The sequence below is a fragment of the Cupriavidus plantarum genome, assembly GCF_905397285.1.
Taxonomy (GTDB): Bacteria; Pseudomonadota; Gammaproteobacteria; order Burkholderiales; family Burkholderiaceae; genus Cupriavidus; species Cupriavidus plantarum.
In genome coordinates this window covers 249,359-273,321 of record NZ_CAJPUX010000002.1, presented here as the reverse complement: position 1 = coordinate 273,321, position 23,963 = coordinate 249,359, and the positions used below count along the sequence as shown (strand labels likewise).

27 protein-coding genes are annotated in these 23,963 nt (G+C 65.7%); 11 read left to right on the top strand and 16 right to left on the bottom strand.

Annotation, left to right across the window (positions count from 1 at the left end):
• Positions 1-54 precede the first annotated feature (54 nt).
• Together KHP16_RS09970 and KHP16_RS09965 are read left to right on the top strand one after the other, a co-directional pair.
• Positions 55-1,020, top strand: coding sequence for an aliphatic sulfonate ABC transporter substrate-binding protein (locus tag KHP16_RS09970; protein WP_211960103.1), 966 nt, complete (start codon positions 55-57; stop codon positions 1,018-1,020).
• Positions 1,021-1,104: 84 nt separating this feature from the next.
• The gene (locus KHP16_RS09965; RefSeq protein WP_109583491.1) at positions 1,105-1,758 is read left to right on the top strand and encodes a peroxiredoxin; all 654 of its coding nucleotides are present in this window, start codon (positions 1,105-1,107) and stop codon (positions 1,756-1,758) included.
• Positions 1,759-1,859: 101 nt separating this feature from the next.
• Here the strand turns inward: KHP16_RS09965 and KHP16_RS09960 are convergent, their stop codons facing one another.
• A complete protein-coding gene (locus KHP16_RS09960) occupies positions 1,860-2,822 on the bottom strand; it encodes a chemotaxis protein (protein ID WP_109583492.1) in 963 nt (320 codons plus the stop codon).
• Between the two features lie 481 nt (positions 2,823-3,303).
• On the opposite strand from KHP16_RS09960, the gene KHP16_RS09955 reads away from it, so the two are divergent.
• Positions 3,304-4,671 carry an NCS2 family permease gene (locus KHP16_RS09955; protein ID WP_167468459.1) on the top strand — a complete coding sequence of 456 codons (1,368 nt, stop codon included), beginning with the start codon at positions 3,304-3,306 and terminating at the stop codon, positions 4,669-4,671.
• Between the two features lie 426 nt (positions 4,672-5,097).
• The gene (locus KHP16_RS09950) at positions 5,098-5,418 is read left to right on the top strand and encodes an H-NS histone family protein (RefSeq protein WP_109583494.1); all 321 of its coding nucleotides are present in this window, start codon (positions 5,098-5,100) and stop codon (positions 5,416-5,418) included.
• 141 nt (positions 5,419-5,559) lie between these two features.
• On the opposite strand, the gene KHP16_RS09945 is transcribed toward KHP16_RS09950, so the two are convergent.
• A complete protein-coding gene (locus KHP16_RS09945) occupies positions 5,560-6,096 on the bottom strand; it encodes a hypothetical protein (RefSeq protein WP_109583495.1) in 537 nt (178 codons plus the stop codon).
• Between the two features lie 241 nt (positions 6,097-6,337).
• Positions 6,338-7,147 carry an IclR family transcriptional regulator gene (locus KHP16_RS09940; RefSeq protein WP_109583496.1) on the bottom strand — a complete coding sequence of 270 codons (810 nt, stop codon included), beginning with the start codon at positions 7,145-7,147 and terminating at the stop codon, positions 6,338-6,340.
• A gap of 270 nt (positions 7,148-7,417) precedes the next feature.
• Between KHP16_RS09940 and KHP16_RS09935 the strand changes: the two genes are divergently transcribed.
• The 4 genes from KHP16_RS09935 (at position 7,418) to KHP16_RS09920 (ending at position 10,694) form a co-directional block, all read left to right on the top strand.
• A complete protein-coding gene (locus KHP16_RS09935; RefSeq protein ID WP_109583497.1) occupies positions 7,418-8,869 on the top strand; it encodes an NAD-dependent succinate-semialdehyde dehydrogenase in 1,452 nt (483 codons plus the stop codon).
• A 97-nt stretch (positions 8,870-8,966) separates the two neighbouring features.
• The gene (locus tag KHP16_RS09930; RefSeq protein ID WP_211960102.1) at positions 8,967-10,124 is read left to right on the top strand and encodes an iron-containing alcohol dehydrogenase; all 1,158 of its coding nucleotides are present in this window, start codon (positions 8,967-8,969) and stop codon (positions 10,122-10,124) included.
• Between the two features lie 182 nt (positions 10,125-10,306).
• Positions 10,307-10,465, top strand: a complete 159-nt coding sequence (locus tag KHP16_RS09925) for a DUF3309 family protein (protein ID WP_109583499.1) — start codon at positions 10,307-10,309, stop codon at positions 10,463-10,465.
• 40 nt (positions 10,466-10,505) lie between these two features.
• The gene (locus tag KHP16_RS09920) at positions 10,506-10,694 is read left to right on the top strand and encodes a DUF3008 family protein (protein WP_109583500.1); all 189 of its coding nucleotides are present in this window, start codon (positions 10,506-10,508) and stop codon (positions 10,692-10,694) included.
• Positions 10,695-10,808: 114 nt separating this feature from the next.
• Here the strand turns inward: KHP16_RS09920 and KHP16_RS09915 are convergent, their stop codons facing one another.
• From KHP16_RS09915 to KHP16_RS09905, 3 genes are read right to left on the bottom strand one after another with little or no spacing between them, the layout of a single operon-like run.
• Entirely contained in the window at positions 10,809-11,435 is a 627-nt protein-coding gene (locus KHP16_RS09915) for a ParB-like protein (protein WP_211960101.1), read from the bottom strand.
• Between the two features lie 6 nt (positions 11,436-11,441).
• Positions 11,442-11,960 (bottom strand): Rossmann-fold NAD(P)-binding domain-containing protein, encoded by a 519-nt coding sequence (locus tag KHP16_RS09910; RefSeq protein WP_211960100.1) that lies wholly within the window; start codon positions 11,958-11,960, stop codon positions 11,442-11,444.
• Between the two features lie 40 nt (positions 11,961-12,000).
• Positions 12,001-12,894: an SDR family oxidoreductase gene (locus tag KHP16_RS09905; protein ID WP_211960099.1), complete on the bottom strand. Its 894-nt coding sequence runs from the start codon at positions 12,892-12,894 to the stop codon at positions 12,001-12,003.
• Positions 12,895-13,141: 247 nt separating this feature from the next.
• Here KHP16_RS09905 and KHP16_RS09900 point away from each other — a divergent pair, with 247 nt between their 5' ends.
• Positions 13,142-13,789, top strand: coding sequence for a ParB-like protein (locus KHP16_RS09900; RefSeq protein ID WP_109583503.1), 648 nt, complete (start codon positions 13,142-13,144; stop codon positions 13,787-13,789).
• Here KHP16_RS09900 and KHP16_RS09895 read toward each other — a convergent pair.
• Both KHP16_RS09895 and KHP16_RS09890 read right to left on the bottom strand, forming a co-directional pair.
• The gene (locus tag KHP16_RS09895; protein WP_211960098.1) at positions 13,786-14,202 is read right to left on the bottom strand and encodes a hypothetical protein; all 417 of its coding nucleotides are present in this window, start codon (positions 14,200-14,202) and stop codon (positions 13,786-13,788) included. The two genes, KHP16_RS09900 and KHP16_RS09895, sit on opposite strands and share 4 nt — an antisense overlap.
• Before the next feature lie 238 nt (positions 14,203-14,440).
• A complete protein-coding gene (locus tag KHP16_RS09890) occupies positions 14,441-15,484 on the bottom strand; it encodes a DNA topoisomerase IB (RefSeq protein ID WP_211960097.1) in 1,044 nt (347 codons plus the stop codon).
• A 325-nt stretch (positions 15,485-15,809) separates the two neighbouring features.
• Between KHP16_RS09890 and KHP16_RS09885 the strand changes: the two genes are divergently transcribed.
• Positions 15,810-16,415 carry a DUF4142 domain-containing protein gene (locus KHP16_RS09885; RefSeq protein ID WP_179593922.1) on the top strand — a complete coding sequence of 202 codons (606 nt, stop codon included), beginning with the start codon at positions 15,810-15,812 and terminating at the stop codon, positions 16,413-16,415.
• A gap of 73 nt (positions 16,416-16,488) precedes the next feature.
• On the opposite strand, the gene KHP16_RS09880 is transcribed toward KHP16_RS09885, so the two are convergent.
• The 3 genes from KHP16_RS09880 to KHP16_RS09870 form a co-directional block, all read right to left on the bottom strand.
• The gene (locus tag KHP16_RS09880; RefSeq protein ID WP_109583507.1) at positions 16,489-17,391 is read right to left on the bottom strand and encodes an alpha/beta hydrolase family protein; all 903 of its coding nucleotides are present in this window, start codon (positions 17,389-17,391) and stop codon (positions 16,489-16,491) included.
• The gene (locus KHP16_RS09875) at positions 17,378-18,601 is read right to left on the bottom strand and encodes a DUF3182 family protein (protein WP_218891900.1); all 1,224 of its coding nucleotides are present in this window, start codon (positions 18,599-18,601) and stop codon (positions 17,378-17,380) included. Before KHP16_RS09875 ends, KHP16_RS09880 begins: the two co-directional genes overlap by 14 nt.
• Before the next feature lie 102 nt (positions 18,602-18,703).
• Complete coding sequence (locus tag KHP16_RS09870; RefSeq protein WP_415831411.1) at positions 18,704-19,216, bottom strand: low affinity iron permease family protein; 513 nt, start codon at positions 19,214-19,216, stop codon at positions 18,704-18,706.
• Between the two features lie 168 nt (positions 19,217-19,384).
• Here KHP16_RS09870 and KHP16_RS09865 point away from each other — a divergent pair, with 168 nt between their 5' ends.
• Positions 19,385-19,705: a BON domain-containing protein gene (locus tag KHP16_RS09865; protein WP_109583508.1), complete on the top strand. Its 321-nt coding sequence runs from the start codon at positions 19,385-19,387 to the stop codon at positions 19,703-19,705.
• A 45-nt stretch (positions 19,706-19,750) separates the two neighbouring features.
• Here KHP16_RS09865 and KHP16_RS09860 read toward each other — a convergent pair whose 3' ends face one another.
• The 5 genes from KHP16_RS09860 to KHP16_RS09840 all read right to left on the bottom strand — a co-directional run bounded on the left by KHP16_RS09860 (position 19,751) and on the right by KHP16_RS09840 (position 23,896).
• Positions 19,751-20,215 carry a PRC-barrel domain-containing protein gene (locus KHP16_RS09860; protein WP_109583765.1) on the bottom strand — a complete coding sequence of 155 codons (465 nt, stop codon included), beginning with the start codon at positions 20,213-20,215 and terminating at the stop codon, positions 19,751-19,753.
• Between the two features lie 133 nt (positions 20,216-20,348).
• On the bottom strand, positions 20,349-20,954 hold the full coding sequence (locus tag KHP16_RS09855) for a hypothetical protein (RefSeq protein WP_115953324.1): 606 nt from the start codon (positions 20,952-20,954) through the stop codon (positions 20,349-20,351).
• 15 nt (positions 20,955-20,969) lie between these two features.
• On the bottom strand, positions 20,970-21,353 hold the full coding sequence (locus KHP16_RS09850) for a hypothetical protein (RefSeq protein WP_244214603.1): 384 nt from the start codon (positions 21,351-21,353) through the stop codon (positions 20,970-20,972).
• Positions 21,354-21,555: 202 nt separating this feature from the next.
• On the bottom strand, positions 21,556-22,371 hold the full coding sequence (locus KHP16_RS09845; RefSeq protein ID WP_244214604.1) for a sensor histidine kinase: 816 nt from the start codon (positions 22,369-22,371) through the stop codon (positions 21,556-21,558).
• Positions 22,372-22,495: 124 nt separating this feature from the next.
• Positions 22,496-23,896 carry a sigma-54-dependent transcriptional regulator gene (locus KHP16_RS09840; RefSeq protein WP_109583510.1) on the bottom strand — a complete coding sequence of 467 codons (1,401 nt, stop codon included), beginning with the start codon at positions 23,894-23,896 and terminating at the stop codon, positions 22,496-22,498.
• Between the last annotated feature and the right edge of the window lie 67 nt (positions 23,897-23,963).

Here is a 23,963-nt window from a genome sequence, read left to right as displayed (position 1 = left end):
CCTAGCCTGTGCGCTGTCCTGGAACCCCTTCCCTTTGGATCCTCCCCTGCCACCATGACCATCAACGCCCATCGCCGCGCGCTGCTCGCGGCCGGTCTCGCCCTGCCCACGCTAACGGTTGCGAACCGATCGTTCGCTGCGGGAGAAGCCGAGACGCTGCGCATCGGCTATCAGAAATCCTCGACGCTGATGATCTGGCTGAAGTCGCGCGAGACGCTCGAAAAAGCGCTCGCCCCGCTGAACGTCCGCGTGCAGTGGCACGAGTTCACCTCGGGCCTGCCGCTGCTCGAATCGCTGAACGTCGGCAACCTCGACCTCACCGCGGACGTGGCCGATGCGGTGCCGCCGTTCGCGCTCGCGGCCGGCGCGAATCTTACGTACTACGCGATCGAGACGCCGTCGCCAACGGCGCAGGCCGTGGTCGTGAAGCAGGACTCGCCGATCCAGTCGATCGCTCAGCTCAAGGGACAGCGCGTGGCCTTCGCCAAGGGCGCGGGTGCGCATTACCTGCTGCTCGAGGCGCTGGCGGAAGCCAAGCTCACGCTGCGCGACATCGAGCCCGCGTATCTGACGCCCGCCGACGCACGCGCGGCATTCGAGCGCGGCGCGGTGGCCGCATGGGTCATCTGGGATCCGTTCCTTGCCGCAGTGCAGCGGCAGGCCAACGCGCGCGTGCTGCGCGACGGCACGGGCCTCGCCAGCTACCGACGCTTTTATCTGGCGGCGACGCCATATGCCAGGCGCCGCCCCGACGTGCTCGCCAGGGTGTACGACGAACTGCGCAGTGCAGGCACCTGGATCAAGCAGAATCCCGGTCCAGCCGCCGCGTGGAATGCGCCGTTGCTCGGACTCGATGCGGCGACGGTCGAGGCGGCCAACGCGCGCCGGACCTATCAGGTACAGACGGTGGACGCGGCGTCGCTCACGGAACAGCAGCGGATCGCCGATGCCTTTGCCGCCCAGTCGATCCTGCCGCGCAAGGTGACGGTCGCGCAGTCGCCAGTGTGGAAGCCGGCCTGACGGTAACTTTTTCCCTGTCAGTTCCTATACTGGATGGCGATCCGCTGCATGCGGCGCCATCCACAACTGACAAGGAGACTCACCATGGCAATCCGATTAGGCGAGACGGCACCGGATTTCACGGCGGATACAACCGAAGGCAAGATCCAGTTCCATGAGTGGATTGGCGATGGATGGGCCATCCTGTTTTCGCATCCCAAGGATTTCACGCCGGTCTGCACGACGGAGCTCGGGTACATGGCCCGGCTCAAGCCCGAGTTCGACAAGCGCAACACGAAGATCATCGGCCTGTCGATCGATCCGGTCGACGATCACAACCGGTGGGTCAAGGACATCGAAGAGACGCAGGGCGCCAAGGTCAACTATCCGATGATCGGCGATGCGGACCTGCATATCGCGAAGCTCTACGACATGATCCATCCGGAGGCCGGCGGCGGTCCGCGTACCGCGGTGGACAACGCGACCATCCGCTCGGTGTTCATGATCGGACCCGACAAGAAGGTCAAGGCGATGCTCGTCTATCCGATGAGCGCGGGGCGTAACTTCGATGAGGTATTGCGACTGCTCGACTCGCTACAACTCAACGCCAAGCACACCGTCGCCACGCCCGTCAACTGGAAGCCGGGCGATGACGTGATCATCCCGACTTCCGTGTCCGACGACGACGCGAAGAAAAAATATCCACAGGGCTTCAAGACGCTCAAGCCGTACCTGCGCACCGTCGCACAGCCCCGTTGAATTCTATCCACAGAGTTGGTGGATATCCTGCCTATTGACTTCCCTGCAAGCCGCGCCAGCTCTGGAAAGAGCTGGCGTGCCTAATTTCTGGGCAATCTTTCTCAAGGATGGCGTGCAAGCACACCACGGATGGTGTCGGCAAGATCTTTTGCAAGAAACTTTGACACATACGCATCGGCACCGACCTTGCGCACGTGCTCTTCGCTTGCCTCGCCCGACAGCGACGAATGGATGACCACCGGCAGAGACTTGAGCCGCGCGTCCGCCTTGATCTTGCGCGTCAGCGTAAAGCCGTCCATCTCCGGCATCTCGAGGTCCGTGAGCACGAGCGCGATCTCGTCGCGCACGGTCTTGCCACGGCCCGCGGCACCCTCGGCGATGCTGCCGAGTAGGTCCCACGCTTCCTGACCCGTCTTGGTCATCACCACGTCGACGCCCATCGCCTTGAGGCCGTTCTCGATGAGCCCGCGCGCGAGCGCCGAGTCGTCCGCCGCCAGCACCTTGGTGCCGGGACGCAGCGTCAGTTGCGGACCGACCGTGGCCGGGTCCACGTCGGGCTGACGCGTCGGCAGCACGTCGCGCAGGATCTGCTCCACGTCGAGCACCTGCACGAGGCGCGGATTGTCGCCGCCCACATCGAGCTTGGCGATGCTCGTGACGAGCCCGCCCTTGACGCTCGTCTCCGCCGAGACCACCTGGCTCCAGTCGAGGCGCACGATCTCTTCGACCGCTTCCACCGCGAAGCCCTGCGTCGAGCGTGCGTACTCGGTCACGAGCATGATGTTGAGACCGGTGACCGGCTTGCACGACAAGAGCCGCGGCAGGTCGATAACCGGAATGACCTGGCCGCGGATATCGGCCATGCCGAGGATCGCGGGCTCCGCGCCCACGACCGTGGTCACGCTGGGCATGACCAGAATTTCGCGCACCTTGAAGACGTTGATGCCGAACAGTTCCGACTGTCCGCTGGTCTCCGCATCGCCGAGTCGGAACAGCAACAACTCGAACTGGTTGTTGTTGGTTAGGTTGGTGCGCTCGTCGATTTCCCTCATCGCGCTGGTCATGCTGTGCTCCGCTCGCCTGGCTGTTTGGTTGATATGTGTACAAGGACTGCGATGCGTCTAACGGCGGCCCGCGCCGAATATTTAGGCGGCCCCGCGTCGGGAGGGGCCGCCATGCTGCGTGGACGCCACCCGGCGGCCGCATCGAGGGAAATCCCTGAGTTGGCGCGAGGCGGGCGGATCCGTCGATATTCCCGTTGCGAGATACCGCGCATGTCCGCGCGATGATGCCGCCCCACCCCGCCTTGACTAGCCTTGAGCCTCGCCGGATCACGCCCGCAAGAGGATGCGACCGGCAAGCCGGCGCAAGCGCCGGCCACCGCCGAGGACAGAGACGCCCACACCTTTGCCCGATGCGCCGGGCGCATCGTCCTTGCACCGAGAACCGAGTGAGACAGCACCGACGCCGGCCATACGCAGCCGCGCGCGGCCCTGCAAGGAGGCAGACATCATCATGATCGACCAGCCCTACGACCGACCGCTCATGCCGCCGGCGGCGGACAGCGACGACGCGCGCGCGCGCCCTCCCCATCGCATCGACCAGTACTTCCAGATTTCCGCCCGCGGCAGCACCGCGCGGCGCGAGGTCGTGGCCGGTACCACCACGTTCATGGCCATGGTGTATGCCGTCTTCGTGGTGCCCGGCATGCTCGGCAAGGCCGGCTTCGACACCAGCGCCGTCTTCGTCGCGGTGTGCCTGACGACGGCATTCGGCTCGCTGCTGATGGGCCTGTGGGCGCGCTTGCCCATCGCCATCGGCTGCGCGATCTCGCTGACCGCATTTATGGCGTTCGGGCTCGTGCTGGGTCAGCATCTGTCGCCATCGGTCGCGCTCGGCGCCGTGTTCCTGATGGGCGTGGTCTTCACCGCGATCTCCGTCACGGGCGTGCGCGCCTGGATCCTGCGCAACCTGCCCGCGGGCGTCGCGCATGGGGCGGGCATCGGCATCGGGCTGTTCCTGCTGCTGATCGCCTCGAACGAGGTTGGCCTCGTCGTCCGCAACCCCGGGGCTGGGCTGCCCGTCACGCTCGGCCATATCACGGCGTTTCCCGTGCTGATGTCCGTGCTCGGTCTGGCCGCGATCTTCGGGCTCGAGCGCCGGCGGGTGCCGGGAGGCATCCTGATCGTGATCGTCGCGATCTCGGCGCTCGGCCTCGCGTTCGACCCCGCCGTGAAATTCACGGGGGTGTTCGCGCTGCCGTCTCTGTCGTCGCCGGGTCACGCCTCGCTCATCGGTGCCATGGACGTGCGCGGCGCGCTCTCGGCGGCCGTGCTGCCCAGCGTGCTCGCGCTCGTGATGACGGCCGTGTTCGATGCGACGGGCACGATCCGCGCGGTCGCCGGCCAGGCCGGGCAGCTGGACGCGAGCGGACGCATCCATAACGGCGGCCGGGCGCTGACCGCGGACTCCGTGAGCTCGATCTTCTCGGCGATGTTTGGCGGCGCGCCCGCCGCGGCCTATATCGAATCGACCGTGGGCGTGGCAGCCGGCGCGCGCACGGGGCTGGCGGCCGTCACGGTCGGAGCGCTGTTCCTCGCGGTGATGTTCTTCTCGCCGCTGGCCGCACTGGTCCCTTCCTATGCCACGGCGCCCGCATTGATGTACGTGGGATTGCTGATGCTGTCGAGCGTCAGCCGCCTGCATATGGATGACCTCGTAGATGCCATGTCCGGACTGGTGTGTGCCGTATTCATCGTTCTCACCTGCAATATCGTCACCGGCATCATGCTGGGCTTTTGCACGCTGGTGATCGGCCGCATCGTCTCGGGGGAATGGAAAAAGCTCAATGCTGGCACCGTTGCCATCGCGATTGCACTCGCGGCCTTCTATGCCGGAGGCTGGGCGATTTGATGGGGCGGCAGAAAGCACAGTAAAAAGGGCCGGCGTAACGCCGGCTCTTTTTTTTATGACTGCAACATGCCAAAAATAACAGCGATGACAATCATGCGACTTTAGCGCATCGTTCGCGCTGGCCGGTAACAAGTGGGTAACAGATTCAAAGAATTCGGCTGGCGTTGCGGCGGCTGGCGTTGCGGCGGCTGGCGTTGCGCCAATCTTGGGCATCGGCTTTGTCACGCGCGCGAGACGTAATCGTTAAAAATCCGGTTACAAACTACGGAAATTGCGATTGCCGTTGCGATGCCATCCAATACGTCAACGACACGGCACCACAATGCGTTTAAATCGTGCAATCCCAGTATTATTTTGTAAGATTAATTCTGCTGGCATGCGATGATTTCTTGTACCATGCAGTCCAACACTGAACGGGGATCCTAAATGCCGACCTACAAGCAACTACTGGCCGAAAAAGAAGCACTGGAAGCCAAGCTCAGCGAAGTTCGCGCCAATGAAGTCGCGGGCGTGATCGATCAGATTCGCCAATTGATGGCCGATTACGACTTGACCGTCGAGGATATTGCGCCCAAGCGCCGCCGCGGACGCCCGGCGGGCAGCGGCACTGGTGCCGCGCGCAAGACGTCCTCGCTGCCGCCGAAATATCAGGACCCGAAAACCGGCAAGACCTGGTCGGGCCGCGGCCGCGCGCCGGCATGGCTGGGCAAGCGTCCCGAGCGTTTCCTGATTGAACAGGCAGCCTGAGAACAATAAGAACTTTCGTATCAAACGTGTGTGCGTACCGCGCTGGTCGTCGCGCGATTCAGCCATCGTGGTGCGCACCCACGTGTCATTGGCCTACTGTCATCGGCCTACTGTCATCGGCCCACTGTCATTGGCCTACTGTCATTGGCCCAGCCGCTCGCAAATATATTCGCGACGCAGCGCCCGAAATCCTTCCTGGGTCGATTCCTGAAATAGCGCCGCGCCGCCCTCCGGCTTTGCCTCGACACGCAGCACGCGTGCCGAGCAGACACTCGCCGCATCGTCGCGGACAAATCTGATTTCGTATTGACCGCCGGGCTCCGGCACGAACGACACGCCCGCCGCGCAACGCATCTCGGGCGCCGGCGGCGCCGCCGAAGACGACACCGCGATATAGACGCGATGACCCGCCTCCACCTTCCGCTCGCGCGTCCGCGAGGGCGGCTCGGGCGAGGCGCCAGCCATGCCGAGGCTGGGCTCCCTGCCCATCGCGGCGAGCTGCTTGCCGGTGCCCGCCAACACACGGGGCCGCGCGGGCGTCGGGCACCCGGCGGGGTCCGCGATCGTGAAGACGGTGTTGTCGTCCGTGGTGGTCAGCAACCGCACGGTCGCGCTCGGGACGCCAGTGGGTACGCGGTACTGCGGCAGACACCCGCCGAGGGCGAGTACAGCGATCAAGGCGGCGCCCAGGGGGGCGGGAGACACGGGCACGGCGCGGGCCAGCGGCCGGGGGGACCTGCGGAGTCGCGTAGCTAGCATGGCGTAAGTCACACTACGGGGGCCCAAAGCGTGCACTTTCCCACATTCGATCTGTTTCGGACACCCTCGGGAACCCGTCCACAGATATCCACAGGTTCTGTGGATATCCTGAGCTTTCATCCCGCCGAACGCCCATATGTGCGCTACCGCACTGGGTTGCCTAAAATTTGAGCAATTTGCGGTGTCCAAGCCGCGCGGAGAGCTTGTCCGCCAGATCGCGAACCCGGGGACCCACCCGCGCCGCCGTGGGTGCGTCGATCTCGTTCGTCAGGTAGCTCACGGCGATGGCGCCTACCGCCTGGTGCCCGGTGGCGTCGAATACCGGCGCGCCAAAGCACGTCATGCCTTCCCGCATCTGACCATTGTCGGTCGAATAGCCCAGCGCCCGCACCGTATCGAGTTCGATCGCCAGCGCATCCGGGCTCGCCACGCTCGCCCGCGTCAGCGGGTCGGGCCACCGGTCCACCAGCAGCGATCGCACGAGCTCGGGCGGCAGCGTACTGAGGATCGCCTTGCCTGTGGCCGTGTAGGGCGCGGGCAGGCGCATGCCGATGCGGAACGTGACGCCTAGCGGGCGGTTGCCGTTGCGGCAGGCCAGGTACACCACCTCGGTGTCATCCAGCATCGACAGCGTCACGGTGGCGTCGTCGAACGCCTCCGTGGCCTCCCAGAGGGTTCGGAACTCCTCGGTGATCTGGGTCTGCGACAGGAAGGCGTTGGCCCAGCCCATGACATGGGGGCCGAGCGCCATCGTGCCGTCCGGCAGGCGCTTGGCCAGCCGCAGATGGACCAGCGTTTCGCAGAGGCCGTGGAGCGAACTCTTGGGGGCGCCCGTGGCGCGCGCCAGGTCGGCTAGTGACACGGGCGCCGGCGCGGCGGCCAGCGCGTCCAGGACCTGCACGGCTCTTACCACCGCGGGGGCCGTGGATTTCAGGGGCGGCTGCGTGGTGGCGTAGGCGGTTTTGGGCATGGGATGGTTGGCAGAGCTTGGGCAGAGCTTGGGCAGGGCTTGGCTTCCTGCCGTCTAAGTTATAGACTGCGTGGACGCCGTTCTGCCTGCCGAATATCGTTCCATCTATTGAACGACAAAATAGGAAATTGTACAAGTCCAAGCTTTAGAAGTCCCAGCTTGTAGAAGTCCCAGCTTGTAGAAGTCCCAAGCTCGTACAAGTCCCAAGCTTTTACAAGTCCACGCTTTTACAAGTCCCAAGCTTTATCAAACCAAGGATCTCCCGTGCCCATGCTCGAACTCAAAGACGCTTCGCTCCTGAAACAGCTTGCCTATATCGACGGCCAATGGGTCGGTGCCGATAACGGGGAGACGCTGCCCGTGAACGATCCCGCCACGGGCGAGATCATTGCGGAGGTGCCCAATCTGGGCGCCGCCGAAACCGAGCGTGCCATCGCCTCGGCCGAGATTGCGCAAAAAAGCTGGGCCGCGAAGACGGGCAAGGAGCGCGCGATCATTTTGCGCCGGTGGTTCGATCTCATGATCGCCAATACGGACGACCTCGCGTATCTGATGACCCGCGAGCAGGGCAAGCCGCTGGCCGAAGCGCGAGGCGAGATCGCCTATGCCGCGAGCTTCATCGAGTGGTTCGCCGAGGAAGCCAAGCGCGTCGATGGCGAGGTGCTGGCCTCCCCCGCGGCGGACAAGCGTCTCGTCACGCTGCGTCAGCCGGTGGGCGTGTGCGCCGCCATCACGCCGTGGAATTTCCCTGCCGCGATGATCACGCGCAAGGTGGCCCCCGCGCTGGCTGCGGGCTGCGCGATCGTCATCAAGCCGTCCGAACTGACACCGCTGTCGGCGTTCGCGCTGGCCGAGCTGGGCGCGCGCGCGGGTATCCCCGCGGGGGTGGTGCAGGTCCTGACGGGCCACTCCAAGCCGATCGGTGGCGTGCTGACGTCCAGCCCGATCGTGCGCAAGCTGTCGTTCACGGGTTCCACCGAAGTGGGCCGCCTGCTAATGGCGCAATGCGCGCCGACCATCAAGCGCCTGTCGCTCGAGCTTGGCGGCAATGCGCCCTTCATCGTGTTCGACGATGCGGACGTCGATGCGGCCGTAGAGGGCGCCATCGCCGCGAAGTATCGCAACGGCGGCCAGACCTGCGTCTGCGCCAACCGCTTCTACATCCAGGACGGCATCTACGACAAGTTCGCGGAGAAGTTCGCCGCGCGCGCCGCCCAGCTGCCGGTCGGTAACGGTCTCGAGAACGGTGTGCTGATCGGACCGCTGATCGAGCCGAAGGCCGTCGACAAGGTGAAGTCCCTCGTCGATGACGCCAGGGCCAAGGGCGCGCGCGTGATGACGGGCGGCGGCGCGCACGCGCTCGGCGGCACGTTCTATGCGCCCACCGTGATCGCCGACGCCACCGCCGACATGCGCATGGCCCGCGAGGAGATCTTCGGGCCCGTGGCGCCCCTGTTCCGCTTCAAGGAAGACAAGGAGGCGATCGCCGCTGCGAACGCGACCGAGTTCGGCCTGGCCGCGTACCTTTACACACGCGACATCGCGCGCGCCTGGAAGACCTCGGAAGCGCTTGAATACGGCATGGTGGGCCTGAACACCGGTCTGATCTCGAACGAGGTGGCGCCGTTCGGTGGCATCAAGCAGTCGGGTGTCGGCCGCGAAGGATCGCGTCACGGCATCGAGGAATACCTCGAGATCAAGTACCTCTGCCTGCAGATGTAATGGCGGACCGTATCGGGCCGGCCGGTGCATACTGTGCGGGCCTGTCCGATGCGCTCACCACGACAAGACGGCCGACAAGACAGATTTTGGAGACAGCATGAACCCATTCCGCTTCCAGACGGTGCCGAGCATCGTCGTCGAATACGGCGCCGCGCGCCGGCTTGGCGCGCTGTTGCGCGAATCGTGGCCGACGGCGCGCCGACTCGTCGTCGTGACCGACGGCTTTCTGTCGAAGAGCGGGCTGCTCGTGCCGGCGCTGGAGGACCTCGCCCGTCACGACTGGGAAGTCACCGTTATCGACGATGTGGTCGCCGATCCGCCCGAGCACGTCGTGCTGGAAGCGACCGAACGCGCGCGAGCCGCGCGCGCGGAAGCGATCATCGGCCTGGGCGGCGGCTCGTCGATGGATGTCGCCAAGCTCATCGCCGTGCTGCTGCCCGCGACGCAATCGCTGAAGGACATGTACGGCGTGCGCAAGGTCACGGGCATGCGGCTGCCGCTCGCGCAGATTCCGACCACTGCGGGCACGGGCTCCGAAGTCACCGCGGTGTCGATCGTCACGACAGGCGAAACCACCAAGATGGGGGTCGTTTCGCCGCAGCTCTACGCCGATATCGCGATTCTCGATGCGGAACTGACGCTGGGCCTGCCCCGCGCGGCCACGGCGGCCACGGGCATCGACGCAATGGTCCATGCGATCGAGGCCTATACGAGCGCGCACCTGAAAAACCCGATCTCCGACATGCTTGCCGTTCGCGCGCTCGATCTGCTCTCGCGCAACGTGATGCTCGCGTGCGACAACGGCAACGACCGCGGCGCGCGCGAAGCGATGCTAGTCGGCGCGATGTTCGCGGGGCAGGCATTCGCCAATGCGCCCGTGGCGGCCGTGCATGCGCTCGCGTATCCGATCGGCGGCATTTTCCACGTGCCGCACGGCCTGTCCAACGCGCTGGTGCTGCCGCATGTGATGAAGTTCAACGCGCGCGATGCGAGCCGCCTGTACTCGGAACTGGCGGACGTCGTCATACCGGGCACGACAGGCAGTTGCGAGACGAAGACGGCCGCGTTGATCCGTCATGTCGAGGGACTGATCGAAGCCACCGGCATTCCGCGTACGCTGCGGGAAGTTGGCGTGAAGGAGAACGACATTTCGCGGCTGGCCAGCGATGCCATGCTGCAGACCCGCCTGCTCGTGAACAACCCGCGCGAGGTCACCGAGCGCGACGCATTCGAGATCTACAGCGCGGCTTACTGAGGGGTTCCCCGAGGTTTTCCCGCCGGTTGTCCGGCCGGTTTTTCTGGCCGGTTTTCTGGCCTGTTTTCTGGCGGTTGGCCGGGCGCGTCGTCCGATTCCTACAGCGTTTTCAGTCCCTTCCCGCCACTTGCGCGAATGGGGCTGTCCTACTCTTGAGACATGACAAGAACAGGAGAGCTTCCATGGGAATCGGCACCATTCTTTTGATCATTCTGATCCTGCTGCTGATTGGCGCGCTCCCCGCGTGGCCGTATAGCAGCGGCTGGGGCTATTGGCCGAGCAGCGGCCTTGGCCTCATCGTCGTGATCGTGGTTCTGCTCGTGGTACTGGGCAGGATATAACGACTCGCGAGAGACTCGGCGAAGCCTGAAGGAGATCGGTATGCCAGCAAAATCGAAAGCACAGCAAATGGCCGCAGGCGCGGCGCTGTCGGCCAAGCGCGGCGACAAGAAGGCCGGCGCGCTGAAGGGCGCATCGCGCTCGATGTACGACTCCATGAGCGAAAAAGAGCTCAAGGACATGGCGCACACGAAGCAGAAGGGCAAGCCCCAGCACAAGTCGAAGGGCTAGCGCCCCACGCCCAAGCTGCGCCGCTGCAAGCCACGCCCCGCTCGAAGCGGGGCGCTTCGTTTATATGGAAGCTGTTGGGCTAGCTGTTGGGCTGAATGCACCCGGCGCCCTGCGCTAAGCCTCGCGCGTGCCGCACTTCCCGATGAATCCAGGGAGCTTGCGCGCCTTGTTGCTCCGCGCGAGCTCGATGGACAGCGACAGCGCGCGCGCAAAGCCGGCGATGCTGTGCATGTCCTCGCGCACGTACTTGCGCAGGAAACCCGCCCACGAAAAATCGCCATAGGCATTGCCGGGCTTGCGGTAGGCGCCCGCGTCTCGCGTGAAGGCCGCGAGACTGCGATAGGCATCGTCCCGCATGCCCAGCACGTTAGGCGGCAGCGCATCGACGCCGAGCTTGTCGCCGTGTTCGTCGTAGGCATGCACGTGGCCCAGTTGATCCATGCGCTTCCAGAACGCGTCCACGTCGAGGTCGCTCAGGTCGAGGTCCACCGATACCGGCGCGCGCCGCCAGCCGAGCTCCAGCCACGCGCGCGCCCAGTGGTGATGATCGGCGATGTACAAACCGCCGCCCGGGCCACGAATCGCGCGGATGCGATGGCTGCGCAGGAACCGGCGCAGGCCACCGGCGCCGCGCGGCCGCGCCGAGACGTCCATCTTGTGGCGAACCTGATAGAGGCCTAGCGTCAGTTGAGTCGGACGCAGCGTGGCGAGGTCCGCCATCTCATGCTTCGGCTTCGCCATCGTGGGTCAGCTATGGCGAGAGACCTGGTTATCGACGAAGTGCTCGAGCTCGCTGCCGGGATCTTCGTTGCCCGTGCTGTCCAGCGCGACGGCTTCCTCGGCGACCGGCTTCGCGTGCGGATGCGCCGCGGCCTTGCCGTCGTCTTGACCCTGACCATGGGTCGCGCTGGCGAGGGGCACCGGCCACGGCTCGCCTTCGGCATCGGCGCCTGTAGTGGCATTTATGGAGGCGTCCTCGGTGGCATCCATCGTCGCGGCGTCGAAGTCCACCCACTGTCCGCCCTCCCATTTGCCTTCCGCGTGTTCGACGTCTTTGCCGCCGCCGTCACGCATGACCTCGGTGGCCTCGTCGCGGCGTTCGCCCTTGGCGCGGGCGGCGAGCATGACGCCGCTCCGCGCATCGCCGCGCGCGCCGACCGACATGATGGACACGTCCCACACCGAGAAGCCGCGCTCGTAGAGCTTGCGCGCAACTTCCTCTGCCTCCGCGGTGGACGCGAAGCGTCCGGCTACGATCGATGACATGATGGCTCCCTTTGGCGTGTTGGCTGTTTCGGAGAGATCGTCAGGCATTGACGATTTCCCCGCCGTTGATATGCAGGACCTGTCCCGTGATGTAGCTCGCGGCGTCCGAGGCCAGAAACACGTAGCCCGCGGCCACCTCGTAAGGCTGGCCGGGTCGGCCCATCGGCGTCTTCTTGCCGAATTCCGCGACCTCCTCGGCGGTGAACGTCGAAGGAATCAGCGGCGTCCAGATCGGTCCGGGAGCAATGCCGTTCACGCGGATGCCACGCTTGACGATCTGCAGCGCGAGGGAGCGCGTGAAGGCAACGATCGCGCCTTTCGTCGACGAGTAGTCCAACAGATGCGGGCTGCCGCGATAGGCCGTGACCGAGGTGGTGTTGATGATCGCGCCGCGCTCCCGAAGATGTGGCAGCAGCGCGCGCGTGACGTGGAACATCGAGAAGATGTTCGTGCGGAACGTGGCCTCGAGCTGATGGGGGTCGATGTCCTCGATGGAATCCTGCGGATGCTGTTCGGCGGCGTTGTTCACGAGGATGTCGACTTCGCCGAAGGTGTCCAGCACCTGCTTCGCCATCGCATCCACGTGCCCGATATCGCCGAGGTCTCCCGCGATGGCGAGCGCCTTGCGGCCGGCGGCCTCGATGAGCCGGACGGTTTCGCGCGCGTCCTCGTGCTCGTCGAGGTAGGCGATCGCCACGTCCGCGCCCTCCCGGGCGAACGCCACCGCCACGGCACGGCCGATGCCGCTGTCACCGCCGGTGACGAGCGCGCGCTTGCCCGCCAGGCGGCCGCTGCCGACGTAGTCGTCGGCCCCGCTATCCGGTACCGGGCGCATGTTTCCCTCGATGCCCGGCTGACGGTCCTGATGTTGGGCAGGCACCTCCCTGGGAGCGGTTTCGGCGTTGAGGGCGGTAGACTGATCTCGCGTGGCCATGGATACGTCTCGCTAATGAATGCGGTGAGGGATGGACAGGGATGGACGAATTGCGCAACGATCCTTGCGCAACGATCATTGCGCAAGGATCGTGCCGCGCCGGCGCTTCCCATGACGTGGTGCGTCATGCGCATCGGGGACGGTAACCCTTACAACGCGCGGCAATCATTGCAGCGATCGCGCGGGGCATGCTTCTTGCACCTTCGGTTGACCCATGGCTCATTGGCTCAACCCAGCTCAGCTAACGATGGCCGTCCGTCTTCGCAAAGGGGCCTGCCTGCGCGTCCCCGTCGATCACCTCCGCCCGACACAGATCACCGTCGGCGCTTATCACGTCTCCCAGAAGATCCACGTCACGCGGCGACTGCCACGGGAGCGCCTTGGCGCGTTCCTGGATCGGCACCGTATTCACATCGTCATCGGCCCCGAGCACACGATGTTCGTCGTGGACCACCATCACTGGGTGCGCGCGTGGCATGAGATGGGCATCGCCACCGTGCCCGCGATCGTGCGGGAGGATCTCAATCATCTGTCGTGGCGCGCATTCTGGCTCCATATGGTCAGGAACCACCTCGTGCATCCTTACGACGAGCATGGCAAGCGGCAGCCGCTCAAGGCGCTGCCCGCCGATATCCACGGCATGCGGGACGATCCGTATCGAAGTCTGGAGGCCTTCGTTCAACTGGCGGGTGGCTATCGCAAGGTCAAGACCGCCTACCCGGATTTCCGGTGGGCCGACTTCTTCCGGCGCGAGATCGACGGGCCGCTCGATAGTCACCATGCGTTCGCGGTGGCGCTCGCGCGCGGCGTCAGGCTGGCGCATAGTCCCAAGGCACGCAAGCTGCCGGGTTACATCGGACCGTGCCCGGCACGCGTCAGGCACAAGCCGCGCTAGGCCGCAGCCGGCCCCGTGGCGGGTCCGGCCACGAGCCCCGCTGCCGCGCGGGCGCGCCGAGCCTGGTCGCGCGCGTGCGTGAGCACGCAGCACAGCAGCAGGTAAGCGCGCTTGAATTCGCCCGCCGCCTCGCGCGCACTGCCTGCCTCGGCGTGCACGAACGCCGCGTCGATCCGTGCCTCGATACCGCTTTCGACATCAGGCTGCGTGAAGATTTCCCGTGGACGCTCTTCCCACAACGCCATGAGGTCGGCGCGGCGGTTGGCCAGCGCGGCGGGCGAACCGCCCGCCTGTGCCGCGCTCAATTCGAGCCGCATCGAGCAGAGCGCGTGCAGCAGGACGCGTGTCTGGCGCAGGTCGGGGCCACGCAAGGGCTGCCCGATATGCCGGCCACGCCGGGACAACTGGGGCAACACGCTTGGCAGCGTCGGAAGTCGATGTACGCGGGAAGGTTCAGCAGAGGCGGAAGCCTGAATTGCTTCCGGTGAATCCGTTGCCGCGCAGCTGCCGGATGCCTGCGCGTGCGGAAATACGACTTGTTCCACTTGGGGACCTCGTACTACGTAAGTCTTATCGTTGTTCGAATGGTTGCCGCTGCGATGTCCTCCAGCGGCTTCCTCCATCCTGGTTGATGCAATTGCCATGCCCAGCTCATGCAGCCTTCCGCGTGATCGCGCGGGCGGCGGGCGCGGCCACGCTCGACTCGAGCAGCGCGAGCAATCGCGCCTCGTCGGCGCGGAGCCGCAGTCCCGCGCGCGGCCCGGGGAGGGCATCGAGCGAGTCCGACATGAACGCGGCCAGCACGTCCGGATGCACATAACATTTGCGACAGACCGCGACGGTATTGCGCAGGCGCTGAGCCACCGCCTTGATCGCGGCGACCACCGCCTTCTTGCGCCCGCTCTCGCTGTCCGCGGAAGTCTTGCGCAGCAGCGCAAGCGCGTGCACGCTTCCCGCCCACGTGCGGAAATCCTTGGCCGTGAATTCGCCGCCGGTAATTTCCTGGAGGTAGGCATTCACGTCCGTCGATCCAACCTCGCGGACCTCGCCATCGGCGTCCTTGTACTTGAACAGCTGCTGCCCCGGCAGATCGGCACAATTGCGCACGATGCGCGCGAGGCGTGCATCGTTGACCGACACGTCGTGCGTCACGCCGCTTTTTCCCGTGAACTGGAACCGCAGCCGGCTGCCGCGCACGGCGACGTGACGGCGCTTGAGCGTGGTCAGCCCATACGTGCGGTTCTGCTCGGCATAGCGCGGCGTGCCGACGCGCACGAGCGTGGCATCGAGCAGCGTGACGACCGCGGCGAGAATCTTCTCGCGCGGCATGCCATTGCGCCGCAGGTCGCGCGCGATACGGCTGCGCAGCCGGGGCAGCGCAAACCCGAACGCGAGCAACCGCGCGTACTTGTCCGTATCGCGCAGGGCCGTCCAGTCTTCGTGATAGCGGTACTGCTTGCGCCCGCGCGCGTCGCGGCCCGTGGCCTGCAGATGTCCGGCGGGGTCCGCGCAGATCCACACATCTTCATAGGCGGGCGGTATCGCCAGCGCGTGGATGCGCGCGATCGTCGCTTCGTCTTCCACCCGCTTGCCTTTGGCATCCACGTAATAGAAGCCGGTGCCCGCGCGCTTGCGCAGGATGCCGGGTTCGGTGTCGTCGACGTGACGCAGGCGCAGGGGAGGATTGGTGGTCATGCGGCAGCGCCACGCATGTCTCGTGCCACCTCGTGTCGTGCTGCGATGACGACGTAAATTCCGCCCTTTTGCAATAGTTACGCGCCTTGGATGCAGAAAACGGCGCGGCCAGCGGGTGCGGGCAGTTGCTACAAATTCCGCCAGAAAAACCACCGCTCCAGGGGGAACTCGGCATGCCATTCGGGAATGCTTTTTGCGCTTCCCGGGGAACCCTCCCCGCGCGACGAACCGCGCGCCCCTACCGATCAAGGAGTCCCCCATGTGCCCCATTCAAAATGACATGTCACGGCATCCGGCCTTACACGCCGCGGCCTGGGCAATGGCGATGGCGGCACTTGCCGCCGGCCACGCCGTGGCGCAACCGTCGGCGTTCGTCCCCGTGGAGGTGGTGGTGGCGAGCGACGCCGCATCGTCCACCGTGCCTCCCTCCACCGTGCCTCCCAACGCTGCCCCGGCAAAGCCGCCCGCCTCGTCGCTATCGACGGACGATCTGCGGTTCGTCGATGAGGCGCTGATGGCCAGCGAAATGGAAGTGGCCGCCAGCGAACTGGCGCTCAAGGTCTCGGCCGACCCCAAGGTGCAGGCCTATGCGCGTCAGATGGTCAAGGATCACGGCGCGGCGGCAGACGCCTTGCGGCAGATTGCGCGGGACAAGGGCGTCACCCCGCAAAAGCGCGTGCCCGAGGCGCCGGAGATTGCCCGGCTGCGCGGCCTCAAGCCGCCGCAGTTCGAGGAGGCATACATCCGCACCGTTGCCGTCGACGCGCACGAGCAGGCCGTGCTGCTGTTCCAGAATCAGGCCACGCGCGGGAAGGATGCCGCGCTGCGTGGCTATGCGGAGAAGATGCTGCCGACGCTGCGCGAGCATCTGAAGGACGGGCGCGCGATGGAAGGCCGCGTCACCGCAAGCGCGACTCCGGCGAAGACCTGAGGCCGCGGCCGGCCGTACCGACCACGTTTAGACCGCGCCCGATCACGTCCCCACGCCGCTCGACACATCCTCCCTACTCCGCCGCGCGCGCATTGGCTGGCGCGAGAACCACGGAGACGGGCGGCGTCGTCTCGGCCGTTTCCGGCGCATGTGGGTCGAGCCCGCCGTCCGCCGACGGGGCCGTCACCGCGGCTGAACCGGACGCCGGCTTCGACGGCCGCGCCGCAATCGCGGCGCCGGCGCGGGCTTCGGTCACCATCTCGCGCAGCCAGCCGACCAGCAGCTTGCCGTAGGCGCGCTGGCTGTCCTCGCTGGACAGCCCGTGATCGGCGCCCTTGAGTTCGCGGTAGGTGATCGAGGACGCCTGTACGCACGCATCGACGTAGCTCAGTACCGCGGTCTTCGGCACGATGGCATCGTGCTCCGACGACACCACGAGGATATCGCCCTTGAAATTCGTGCACGCACGCAAGGCGCGGTTGGTATCGGGTGCAACGACCTTTCTGCGATAGGCGACCAGGTCCTGATCGACGTGCAGTTGCCGCTTGGGCGAATCCCATCCGCTGTCCATGTACAGCGCGGGCGCGCGGAAGGCCATCCAACGCACGGGGCGCAGTTCGCTGAGCACCGCGGCCAGATAGCCGCCGTAGCTGCTGCCTACCACCGCGATCGCATTACGATCGACTTCCGGATGCCGCACGAGCATGTCGTAAGCGGCGAGCACGTCGGCCAGATTGCGCATGCGGCTGACGGTCTCGTACTGCGCCGACGTGCCGGCATGGCCCGTCAGGTCGAACGTCATGCAGACGCAGCCGAGGCCGGCGACTTCACGCGCGCGCGCATGGTACTGCTGCTGGCTGCCGCCCCAACCGTGCACGAACAGCACGCCCGGCAGCTTGGTGGCGGGCATGATCACCGTGCCCGCGATGCTACCTCCCTCTGTGGGGATCTGGATCGATTCTTCATGTGTTGCCATCGGAACTGGACTCCAGGATTGCGAATTTGACGAGCGTGCCGACGTTTCGGTCCTCGCCCGAGAAGTACACGTCGGCGCCCGGTGGAACCGCGACGCGCGCGGGATCGGCCGCATACCGTTCATGCGTGGAAGCGGTGGCGCGCACGCAGCGCGGATCGTCGCGGAACGCCTTCAGGATCGCCAGCTCGGCGCCCGTGGCGCCGCCCGCGCGCCACGATTGCTCGAGCACGCCGAGCCGCGGCTGGCCATTGTCGGTGCCCATTACCACGTCATAGTTGCAGCGCGACACGAGCATGCCGGGGAAACAGTCGATCGCCGCGGCGTGATAGGACACCGCCGCGCGGACGGCATCGCGCAGATGCGCCTCGATCGGATGCGACAGCAGGTCCTCGAGCGTGCCGCGCACCGCGCGCAGCGTCGACCCGCCGTAGACCATTTCACCGTGGTGATTGGGTGTGAGCGTCTGCGTGCCGCAATAGCTGGCCGTCAGACTGCCGAGCTCGACCTGCCCTACGCTGAACGTGGTGACATCGTCGAGATTGCGTTCGAGCACGATGCCCTCTGCCGCCAGCCGTTCTGGGTCGAGCGATTCAAGGGCGGCAACGAGTTCGGCATCGGTCTTTGCCACCTGCTGGCCAAGGCCCCCGATGCCGCAGGGCTCCTTCACGCGCACGGCGCCCGACTTGAGCATCTCTCGCCCGGCGGCAAGCGCGTCGCCGCGATCGAACGCCGTGTAGCCCGGCAATACGCAGTCGCGCACGCGCGCGCCGAAGTCCCCGCTCCACCCTTCCGGTGCGCGCGCGTCTGGCCGGATCAGCCCGTGCGAAATCGCCTTGGTCGCGATGAACGCATGCGGCACCACGCCGCCGAACAGGTCGTCGATGCCAGCGATGCCGAGCTGCCGCGCGTAGTCGATGCCCACGAGCGTGTCGGCGGGCACAAAGTACATGCGTCCGGTGGAAAGATTCGCATCGTTTCGCACCGCGTCATAACTGCCGGCAAACCGGTAGCCGGCGATGTCGGCGACCTCGCGCGCGATCCTCGCGAGGGTCGCGCCCTGATGGCTGTTGGGATCGTCGACATCGGCGCGGCCATAGGCAACGACGCGTACGTCGCGCTGGAGCGCGCGCGGGTCCGCGCGGGGGTCAGCCTTTTGCGCGGCCCGAGGCACGGCTTGCGGTGCTGCGATGAGGGGTGCGGTGGTCGCCAAGTTGGGCTCCTGTCAGGATAAGCCGCCGGTCGTTGCTTCTGCGGTTGCTACTGCGCTTTCCTCACTGCCAGAACCATGCCAGATGCGTGACCCGATACGTGTCTATCCCTGCGCGGTCTCGTGTCCGCGCTGCATTCTCGTGCGCCGCAAGCGCTCGTGCAGCGCCCGCGACTTGTCCTCGTGGATTTCCTGCGCCTCGTCCAGCGAGTGGCTGCACTTCACGCCGCCCTCCTGGTCCGCCAGTTCCGCCAGATGACGATAGAAGCGAACGAGCTGGCGCAACTCTTCCTCGTCGAGGTCCTCGATCGAAATCAGGTGGTTGCTCGCCTCCTTGTGGGAGGCCAGCAATTCGTTGAGCTTGAGGTGTACCGCGGTAGAGTCCTTGTTCTGGCTCTGCTGGATCAGGAACACCATCAGGAACGTAATGATCGTGGTGCCCGTGTTGATCACCAGTTGCCAGGTCTCGGAGAAACCGAACAGCGGTCCGCTGATCGCCCATATCAGCACCACGGCAACGGCCAGCGCAAACGCCGCGGGCGAGCCGGCCTGCCGTGTCGCGGCACCGGCAAATCGGTCGAACAGATGCATCATGCGCCGGTTCTTGCTGGACTCCATGGCTGCGCTCCCGAATATCAAAGTCTTGAATAAATTCTAGGGAGCGTGTACGACCGCGGTAAGCCGGTGTCGTCCTACAAGCCGAAGCGCGCAGATGCTGCTCCTGCGGCGGCACGGTACATGCTACGTTGGAGGCATCCCAATCAAGCGACGAAGAAAGGAGCGGCCATGGCGGACCATGACGATGACGAAATGCTGAGGGAGCGCGTCGGCACGTGTATCGCGGAAGTGTGCGGCGGGGACATGCCGGACACGGTTGCCGTGCATGTGGTGGACCGGCGCGTGACGCTGACCGGGCGCGTGGAAGACATTGAGCTGTCGCAGCGGCTCGAGAAGGCCGCCGCCACGCCGCCGGGCATTCTTGGCGTGTCGAACCAGCTGACTACGCGGATTCCGCCGCCGGAGGAACCGCCGGGCCAGCCGCAGGCGAGCGGCATGCGCGCGGACCCGGCCGAGCGGCCTCCCGGCCAGGTCAATCACAAGGTCTGACGCGAACGGGTCCGGGCAGACCGGACCCATTGCCAGGGGCATTGATCACGCCCACGGATCGTAGCGATCCGACTCCCAGTACGGCGAGATGCCGTAGTACTCGTGGATGCTCGTGGCCCATTCCGAGTTCGCCATCGTCGGCCAGTGCTCCTTGTCGAAGCCCGGGGACGCCTTGATGCGTTCCTTTTCCACGCCCAGCACGAAGCATTTCCGCCGCGTGTCCAGCGTGAGCGCGGACCACGGCAGCGCGTGCAGCTTCTCGCCGATACCGAGGAAGCCGCCCATCGCCAGCACCGCATACGCGATACGCCCACCGATCACGTCAAGCATGATGTGGTCGATGGTGCCGATCTCCTGGCCGGACGGATCCACGACCTTGTTGCCCTCGAGCGTGTCCGACGCCATCACGAACGGACCGCAGCCTCCCGAAGGATTCTGGTCCGCGCCGCCGATAATGGCGGCGCCACGCGGTGGGAGGGTCGAGGGCGCTTGCGGTTCATCGACATTCATGGATCTCTCCTTCGGTTGCAGCGTAGCGGCCAGCGTGGCGGCTTTGGTATCGGCCGACGCGTCGGTCAACGAATCGGACGTCAGACCTGGGGACGTGAGTTTCAGGCGGCGGGGGCAGAATGGTACGAGCATTTCAACGCGTCTCCACAGGCATCACTTCAGCGGGTTTCGGGGGTTGCAGCGGATCGAAGTCTTCCCATTGACCGTTCCGCCATTGGCCTTCGGCGCGCTCGACTTCCTCGGCGCCGCCCGTGCGCAGCAGCTGGGCAGCCAGAGCGGTGTTGTCAGGCGAGACGTGGGCGGCCAGGAGCACGCCGGCATTGCGTACCTGCGGCTGTCCGGTGCGCGGGTCGCGACGAGCGCCGCTCGTCAGGCTGAGGGCGCCGATCAGCGAGCCGATGTAGGCGCCGATCCCGGTGGTCAGCGCCAGCGTCAGGACGAGCAGCCAGCTCTGGAGCGGGGCGTCCATCCACGCGCGCATCGCGGCGCACGCGCACACTCCCACGCCGACGCCGACCGCCGCGCCGACCATGATGCCGCGGCCGGCGCCTTTGCCGGTCCCGCGTGCGGCCGGATCGACCGCACGGTCGCCGCCAATCGGGAAGGCGCCGTGCTGACCGGGCGGATTGACATAAAACATGCTCAGGTCATCCTGGCGGAAGCCCTGCGCGAGCATGCGGTTGGCAGCGTTCTCGGCACGGGCGAAGGTTTCGAAGCGTCCTGCAATGATCGTAGACATCGTTTCCCTCCGTATTCAAGTTTTACCGCCGGTCTTGCCGGACTGGTTCTTGGACTTGTCGGTGGAACTCTTGCCCGCGGTGGCCTTGCCCGTCGCGCCCTCGCGATGCGCGGCCGGCTTTTCTCCCGCGGGTTGGTGATCGCTGCCCCGCTTGAGCGTCCAGTCGACGTCGTCGCGTGCCGTCTGTGTCTCTCTTTCGGCATGTATGGCGGCCCCTGGCGAGATCGGATCGCTCGCGGGGAACGTCATGTCGAGCGAATCATCGACAGCCGATTGATAGGTATCGGGCTTTTGCGGCTTGTGCGACTTGCCCTTGCCGGTCGACTTGTCTTCGCGTGCGGCTGCGGTGGACTTCTGCGAGCCCTTGCCGGCCTGTGCGGAAGCATTGGCTTTTTGCATGGCGGTCTCTCCTTGGGTTGGAGCCTTTGGGTGGCTCCCCCTCCATCATGCAAACAGCGCGCCAGATCGACATCGGGATAATGGCCAGCATTCGTGCGGAATCCCACGTCCCCACGCATGCACATTGTGCGCGAAGCGGGTAAGAAATGCGCGTGAGGTGTCTTGACCCATCCGCGGGGCAAACCCGCGGCACGGTCAGGAATCAGGCGTGAGCGCGGGGGAAGCGGACGGCGATGCAGACGGTAACGTTGTCGGCGTCGCAATTGATGTTCTCGGCGGTGAGTTCCGCGCCCTGCATCTCGACGATGCGGCGGGTCAGCAGCAGGGCCGTGCTCTGGCGCGGCGTGGGCGTGCCGTCGGCGGGCGCCCGGCGGCCGAAGAAGTCCGTCAGCGTGGCGAGCCGGCTTGCGCCGCGCGAACGGTCCACGGGCTGGCTCTCGGAGATCCGGAACTTGACGTAGTTTGCCTCGGCGGTGAGGTACACCGTGACCGTGCCGCCCGCCGGCGCACGCCACACGCAATGGATCAGCAAATGGCGCAGCAAGGGCGCCAGGCGCAGGGCGTCGCCCTGGACGACGAAGTCGTCCCCGCCGGCGAGTTCGCTCGATAGCGGCATGAGCTGCACGCCACGGGCTTCCGCGGCGACGCGCTTGTCGGCGATGGCCTGTTCGGCCGCGACCAGAAGGTCCGTCGTCTCCCAGGCCGGCTGCCCCTCGTTGAAGAGGAGGCGTACGGCTTCCTCCATTTCCTCGATCAAGGCAAGCTGTTGCTGCATACCCGAGCGCATGCCTTCGAGCGCCCGCTGCGCCGGCGGGGGCAGCGTCTCGACGGAGCGGTCGAGCACGTAGCTCCAGCTTTGAATGGCGTTGAGCGAAGAGCGCAAATCATGCGCGGCCTGCTCGATCAGCGTGGAAATTTCTGCCGCGCTTTCGATGCGCGGGGCAAAGCGTGACGGATCTCCGGATGCAGCGTTATCCGCGACGCCTCCATTGGAAGTGTCGGGAGTGGTAGGTTTCATTACGTCGGCCATTGTTTTGTCTTGCGTGTCCGCCCAACCGTTCGTGCGACTCCTGCCGATGCTGCCATGCAAGATCCGTGCTCCGCTCGCGGCGGGCATCCAGCGCCATCGAACCGGACCGCGATCATGCGGCCGGCGGGCTGTTGTCGCCGTTGCGCGAAGCTCTCAGCCACTCGGGCAATTCGCCCTTGGCCGCATAATCCTCGAGCCGGTTGTACAACGTCTTCAGACTGATGCCGAGAATCTCGGCGGCATGTTTTTTGACGCCCGCGCATTGCTCGAGCGTCGCGAAAATCAGCTGGCGGTCCGCGTCGGCGAGCGACATGCCGACCGGCACCGAGACCACTGCCGTGCCCGGCGACGGCGTGGCCGCGACCTGCAACGGAATCTGGACTTCGGTGATCACGTCCTGATCGGCCAGGATGTAGGCGCGCTGCACGAAGTTGCGGAGCTCTCGCACGTTGCCGGGCCACGAATGCATGCGCAGGCTTTCCAGCACGTTGGCGGCGAACCGGCGCTGCGTGCCCTGCTCGCCGTTGAGCTGTTCCAGCATCGTGTTGGCGATCTGCACCACGTCGTCGCCGCGCACGCGCAGCGGCGGCAGTTCGATCGGGAACACGTTCAGGCGGTGATACAGGTCAGCGCGCAGCTTGCCTTCGGCGACGGCTTCTTCCGGATTGCGATTGGTCGCCGCGAGCACGCGGACGTCCGCATGGCACTCGCGATTCGTCCCGACGCGCATGAAGGTGCCGGTTTCCAGCACGCGCAGCAGCTTGACCTGCAGCTCGAGCGGCATCTCGGTGATCTCGTCGAGGAATAGCGTGCCCCCGTCGGCGCGTTCGAAGTAGCCCTTGTGCTGGCGATCGGCCCCCGTGAAGCTGCCGCGCTCGTGGCCGAACATCTCGGACTCGATCAGGGTGGGCGAAATCGCCCCGCAGTTCACGGCGAGAAATGGCTGACGCCGACGCGACGACAGCTCGTGCACGGTCTGGGCGGCCAGTTCCTTGCCGGTTCCGGACTCCCCGATCAGCAGCACGGTGGCCTCGGTCGGCCCGACCTTGCTGAGCTGGTCATAGACGGCCTGCATCGCCTCGGAACTGCCGAGCAGGCGGCCGAACCGCCCGTAGCGGCGCAGTTCCCCGCGCAGCGAATGGATTTCCGCTTTCAGTTCTCCCGTGGTGGCGATACGTTTGAGCACGGCCTGCAGGCGCGTGACGTTGATGGGCTTGACGAGGTAGTCGGTGGCGCCCATGCGGAGCGCTTCGACGGCAGATTCGACACTCGCATAGCCGGTGGTCAGGATGACTTCGACCCCGGCGGAGGAGACTTCGCCGAACAATTCCATGCCGCTGCCATCGGGCAGCCGCAGGTCGGCGAGCACGGCGTCAGGCATGCGCCAGCCAATCTGGAGACGAGCTTCGCGCAGGTTGCCTGCCGTTGCCGACGAAAAGCCCTCGATCGCGACAATCTCGGCCAAAGCGGCGCAAGCGTTCTCGTCGTCGTCAACGATCAAAATATGTGGCATGGTCGGATGGGTTGGCAGCGGGCGCAGGGCGGAAAGATACAGCGAAGTGTAATGGTGCCGTCATGGC